We start from the raw sequence: 4744 nt of genomic DNA, 5'->3' as shown, positions 1-4744 counted from the left end.
ATGCGCCGTGCGACTTGACCGCCACCGCCTCCTGCCGCTCTCCCTGCTCAGCCATCCTGGCAATGAAGGCGCCGATGATCGTCCGCGCATGGCCACCGATACCGCCGCCAGTGAGCGCGCCTTTCTCGTCCAGAGCGAGCAGGGCCTTTGCGCTGCTGACCAGAGCTGCATCGTCGCCACGGAAGTCGTCGACATGCGCCGGCTTCGCAGCACAGCCAAGGCACGGAACAAGCTCTTCATGCGATGGATCGCAGGCAGTGTCGTTGCATGCCTTGCACTGCACTTCAGGCGCCGAGGTGGCGGCGATCATCGCGTCAATATCGGCAATCAGCGTCGCCGACGTTTGACCTAAGCCATGCGCTTCTTCATGGATTGCTACGTCGTGCTCCGTACCACTCGCCAGCGGATAGATCACGTCATCGCGGGCTGCCTCTATCCAGTCGCCGCACTTTCGGATCAGCCGATCCTGCGCGACAACTTGAGCCCGCAACTCCACCACCTGAGTGCGTAGGGCGTCGTAGTCGGCAGCCAGCTTCGGATAATACTCAGCAAGGTCGATCTCCACATCGCACTCAGGGCAATACCCGTCAGCCTCGCGAACTTCATCCAGCCCTTTGCGCGTTCCGCAAGACCAGCACTGGATGACGTGCGCTTGCTTCACTTCATCGTTCATTGGAGCCTCCAGTGGCGCGTTCTGTGCGGTGTTTATTGTTGCGCAGAGCGCATGCTTGTTTGCGGGTTGGAAAGATCAGCGAGTGCCTGCACCAGGCGGTGTCGATCCCGCTGTCGTATTCGTCGTTCCAATCCAGGTTGTCGCAACCGTGGCAGCAATCAGGAACTGCGCCGAGCGACATGTATGCCTTGCTCATACCTTCCCGCCCTCCGCGTGGCTGGCCCTTCCTGCAGACCAAATCTTGAACAGGAATTCGGCGTGCACGTATTGGAAGGTTTCCGGGTCACGATCAAACGACTTGAACGTTTGGCGCTGGCTTCCTTCGGGATCTATTTCCTTCATGTCCTCTCGGAACATGTCCATAAGTGCGATTCGGTCGCTCATACCCCACCCTCCCTCGCGCCGGATAGCAGGGCGCGGAGTGCCTTGGCGCACAGATTCGTTTCTGGAACATCGCGCAGGATCTGGACAATCAACTCACGCGACACGCTCACCCGCTCGGGCGCGGACTGCTGGGCGGAAAGGGCGGCGCGCTGCTGATCCAGCATGCGCACGCATTGGGCGACGGTCATGAGCTGGCGTGCCGTGCGGCTGGCAACAATGGCGCTCTCGTCGTGCTTTGTGCGGACGATGATTGTGTCATTGTGCCGGTCGTCAGGGTCGGCGATCAGAAGAGTTCCAACCACCTCCACCTCTTCCCCAGCCGATCCAGCAGCCGGAAGGGAGTGGGCTTCATCAGCCGAGCGCTCATTGGCAAAGCAGCCGTTTGCGTTGCATGCCTCGCCGGTACTGGCGCCGCACTGCTCGCACTTCCAATGCTCAGCCTTGACGGCTGGGGCGGCGGCGTACATCGCATGCCATACGGTTTGCAGCTCAACGTCTTCAGGATCGATTCCTTGGCGCTGCAGCTCTCGCCATCCAGCGTTCTTCATGTCGAGCGTTGCGACATCCGGCACACCCACGGGCTGGCTGGCGCGCTTGTTCCAAGCCGATACTATGTCGCCATCAGGTGAATCTATGCGGGAAATCATCAGCCCACAGCCTTGATCACCGCTGCACATGATGTAATCGTTACCACGCTGAATCCCAATTTCTGCGGCGTGGTCAAGATCGCTTCCGCCGCAACAAGGGCACGGCAACAGTTCCACATCCATCATCTTCTCACTCATAAAATCCGCTCCCACACCTCGTTGTTATCCAGATCAGCGCGCTTCGCATAGAAGCTGCGCCCGTCGATTCCTTGCAGCTCGCAGACGCCATCCTTTTCGAAGATCACGCAGCCGCGCCGATTGCTCGGCTTGTGGTGCCAGCGTTCGATCTGATCGTTTATGCGGCGCACCGTGGCGCTCTGTTCCATGCCGTTCATAGTCCCAGCGCTCCAGTTGCGTTCTTGATGATCAGCTCAACGACGGCTGACGGCGCTTCATGGCGCATGATCTTGCTCATCTGCGCCCTGTTCTCGATCGGCACCATGTCGCGCAGCCTGCCAGCGGTCTTGCGCACTGCTTCGTCAGTCATGTGTATCCGTAGCGCCAGGGCAAGGCACACGGCAGCGTCCAGCGTGTTCAGCTGCGAACTGCGCGTGCGGAATGCCCAGGCGGGTGCGTGCATAGCGCTCACGATTGGTACTCCTGATGCGGGATGACCTGGCCATCCGCTCTCTTGAATCCCCATCCCTTCGAGTCGCCCCAGGTGACGAACATTGTCCAAGCGCCACCGTGGGATACGCGGTCAATCCGGTGGAACTGGCCGCGATCCATTCGGTAGGTCTGGCCGGCATGGCGCCGACTTGTGTGCACGTGATTGCCCGGCCGTCGCTGCTCGAGATACGAACCGCGCAACACGAATGTGCGGAACGGCCATGGGTGGTCATGCATGTCGCGCCCAGCATCTGCGGCAAGTATGTGGTGCACCCTGATGCGCAGCGGACCAAGGCGCAGCAGCCACCAGCGGCGCATGTACCAGCGCTCGTTCGGCTCAAGGCTGCTGAGGCGGTAATGACCGTGCACGCGCCTGATACTCCCAGCACAGATGGTCAGGTGGTCATAAGGCGTGCGCTGGGCTCGCCTGATGATCCAGTCAGCAACAGCCGGCAGAGCCAGCTGCTTCGCAATGAAGCGCCAGATGATTTCGTTCACGGGAAACTCCAGGCGGCGGGAGCCGCTGGTTAGCGGAGCAGGCTTTGATCGCCGTAGGGCGACCGCTCCAGATAGAGGTCTTCGATGCTGAATTGATCAGCCACCGAAAAGAACGGGTTGCAGGTGTTGCAGTGACCGGCGACGACTACCGCCCAATGGTTGATTGCCGCTTGCGAGTAGTCACGCGCGCAGCTCGGGCAGCGGATGATTCCCTGCGGGCCGCAGCACTTGAGGGCGGCGTCTTCATCGTCATGTACTGAATCGCATACAGGGCATCCGTACATCTCGTAGACACGTGGCATGCAGCACTCTCGAGCGCCGTCCTCGTCGTCGTGAATCTCACCGCATTCACCGCACTCCCAAAGCGGCTTAGCTTCGTGCTTGTCCATTGGTATCTCCTTTCGGCCCGCACCTCAGGCACCCACACGGCACGGGAGCCCAGGATGTGCGGCAGTAGATAATTCGGCTCAAACCGCCACCCTGTACCGCAGTTTCAGGAATGGCTGGGCGATGGGGTCGTCAGCGAAGTAGGTGCGCAGGATGCGGACCACCTTGTCGCGTGAGCAGCCGCAGGCCTTGGTCAGGTCGCGCTGCATTTCCGCTGCCGGCAGTGCTGCCTTGAGCTTTTCGACAACCTCGGCGTCGCCTTCATAGATGCGGGCGATGCGCTTGGTGTCGTGAGCGATGCGTTCTTCTGGCAGGAACTGAGCGCCGCCGCCAACTGGCCGGTTGTTGAACAGGCTGACCTCGCCAGATACGCCGGTCTCGACTTCCTGAATGCGCCCGCCGCTGGCCAAGAAATCAGCGGCCATGCGGTCAATATCTGCCTGGGTGATGCGGCCAGGTATGCGGTAATGCTGCTCGATAGCCTGGTCTGCATGGACCCAGCTGTCTGCGGGAATTGCTTGCTCTTGGACTGGTGCGAGATCGGTTTTCATGGGATCACCTCATGTCAGCTGCCTACCGCAATCAGTCCACGGGCAGCAGCAAGTTCGATTTCTTTTGCAGTTGCGTTGACGCCCTGGGCCTTGGCGAGCCGGGCGAGTTCTTCGGGAGTGCGAAGGCAGGTAAAGCCGGCCTTCTTGGTGAATCGGTTGGCAGTGATGAACTCGCGCAGCTCTCGCTCTCTGGCGATCTGCTCGCGCCGGTTCACCGGCTTTACCTTGCGCGCGGGGCCGAACTGCCACGGCGACGCGCAGTTGAAGTCGGGGATGTGGTTCACCGGTTACGCCTCCGCAAACAGCGCCTTGACGGCGCCAATGTTCGCCAGGCTTACCGGCAGAGGCTCATGAACGCCGCGCAGTCGAACGTGGCCGGCCTTGCGGTCGACAGAAACGTACTCGTCGACCAGATCACGGCGAACCAAAATGCTCCGGTGGGTGCGGATGAAGTCTGGAAACTCATGCTCCAATGACTTCAGGCTTTCTTCGATGAGCAATTCGCCGCCTGGGTAGAACGCCGTGGTGTACTTGTCGCCGGCCATGAAGTGGGTGATTTCAGAAACCGCTGCCCGCGCCACTCGATGGTGATAGCGGGCGATGAGGTGGGTTCTCATGCTGTTCTCTCCGAATTAGTAGGCCCTGATCGCCGCGGCGGGCCAGTCCAGCTCGTTATCCGGCGCGGCTCCAAGCTTTGCCGGTGGCGCCCCGTGTCGTGGTGGCGGGGTTCTTAGGCGGCTTTCTGCCGCAACTTGGCTTCGTACTCGTCGACCAGCAGCTTGAACTGCCACAGATCGGCCTCGAGCTTTTCGATGTAGTCTTCGTCGCGCTGGAACTCGCGCCACCAGAGCTGCTTGCCTACCGGCTCGAGCGCTGGGCAGTACATGCCGACGTGCCAGAGCTTGCGGCCAGTGATCCACATGCAGCCCATGACCTGATCCATGATCCCGCTGGCGTCGTTGTCGATGTGGAAGGCGCGCAGCTTCTCCGGGGCC

General features: G+C 60.8%; 12 protein-coding genes. All 12 read right to left on the bottom strand.

Translation table 11 applies throughout. From position 1 onward, the window contains the following. Window positions 1-673 (bottom strand): hypothetical protein (locus tag J0A65_RS21495; protein WP_206596379.1); only part of this gene is annotated, 673 nt, incomplete at its 3' end. Then, window positions 663-869 (bottom strand): hypothetical protein, encoded by a 207-nt coding sequence (locus J0A65_RS21490; protein WP_206596378.1) that lies wholly within the window; start codon window positions 867-869, stop codon window positions 663-665. The genes J0A65_RS21490 and J0A65_RS21495, both read right to left, overlap by 11 nt. Then, on the bottom strand, window positions 866-1057 hold the full coding sequence (locus tag J0A65_RS21485) for a hypothetical protein (protein WP_206596377.1): 192 nt from the start codon (window positions 1055-1057) through the stop codon (window positions 866-868). The genes J0A65_RS21490 and J0A65_RS21485 overlap by 4 nt, the downstream gene beginning before the upstream one ends. Next, entirely contained in the window at window positions 1054-1842 is a 789-nt protein-coding gene (locus J0A65_RS21480; protein ID WP_206596376.1) for a Lar family restriction alleviation protein, read from the bottom strand. The genes J0A65_RS21485 and J0A65_RS21480 overlap by 4 nt, the downstream gene beginning before the upstream one ends. After that, entirely contained in the window at window positions 1839-2039 is a 201-nt protein-coding gene (locus tag J0A65_RS21475) for a hypothetical protein (RefSeq protein WP_206596375.1), read from the bottom strand. The genes J0A65_RS21480 and J0A65_RS21475 overlap by 4 nt, the downstream gene beginning before the upstream one ends. Next, complete coding sequence (locus tag J0A65_RS21470; protein WP_463452160.1) at window positions 2036-2284, bottom strand: DUF7740 domain-containing protein; 249 nt, start codon at window positions 2282-2284, stop codon at window positions 2036-2038. The genes J0A65_RS21475 and J0A65_RS21470 overlap by 4 nt, the downstream gene beginning before the upstream one ends. A 5-nt stretch (window positions 2285-2289) precedes the next feature. Beyond that, complete coding sequence (locus J0A65_RS21465) at window positions 2290-2811, bottom strand: hypothetical protein (protein ID WP_206596373.1); 522 nt, start codon at window positions 2809-2811, stop codon at window positions 2290-2292. 29 nt (window positions 2812-2840) lie between these two features. Further along, on the bottom strand, window positions 2841-3200 hold the full coding sequence (locus tag J0A65_RS21460) for a hypothetical protein (RefSeq protein WP_206596372.1): 360 nt from the start codon (window positions 3198-3200) through the stop codon (window positions 2841-2843). 78 nt (window positions 3201-3278) lie between these two features. Continuing rightward, the gene (locus J0A65_RS21455; RefSeq protein ID WP_206596371.1) at window positions 3279-3749 is read right to left on the bottom strand and encodes a hypothetical protein; all 471 of its coding nucleotides are present in this window, start codon (window positions 3747-3749) and stop codon (window positions 3279-3281) included. 14 nt (window positions 3750-3763) lie between these two features. Further along, a complete protein-coding gene (locus tag J0A65_RS21450) occupies window positions 3764-4033 on the bottom strand; it encodes a hypothetical protein (RefSeq protein WP_206596370.1) in 270 nt (89 codons plus the stop codon). Between the two features lie 3 nt (window positions 4034-4036). Beyond that, entirely contained in the window at window positions 4037-4366 is a 330-nt protein-coding gene (locus tag J0A65_RS21445; protein ID WP_206596369.1) for a LytTR family DNA-binding domain-containing protein, read from the bottom strand. Between the two features lie 113 nt (window positions 4367-4479). Continuing rightward, a partial coding sequence (locus J0A65_RS21440; protein ID WP_206596368.1) for a PDDEXK family nuclease occupies window positions 4480-4744 on the bottom strand: 265 nt, incomplete at its 5' end.

Origin of the sequence: Bowmanella yangjiangensis (assembly GCF_017255015.1) — a bacterium.
Taxonomy (GTDB): Bacteria; Pseudomonadota; Gammaproteobacteria; order Enterobacterales; family Alteromonadaceae; genus Bowmanella; species Bowmanella yangjiangensis.
This window is presented reverse-complemented; position numbering and strand designations above follow the sequence as displayed.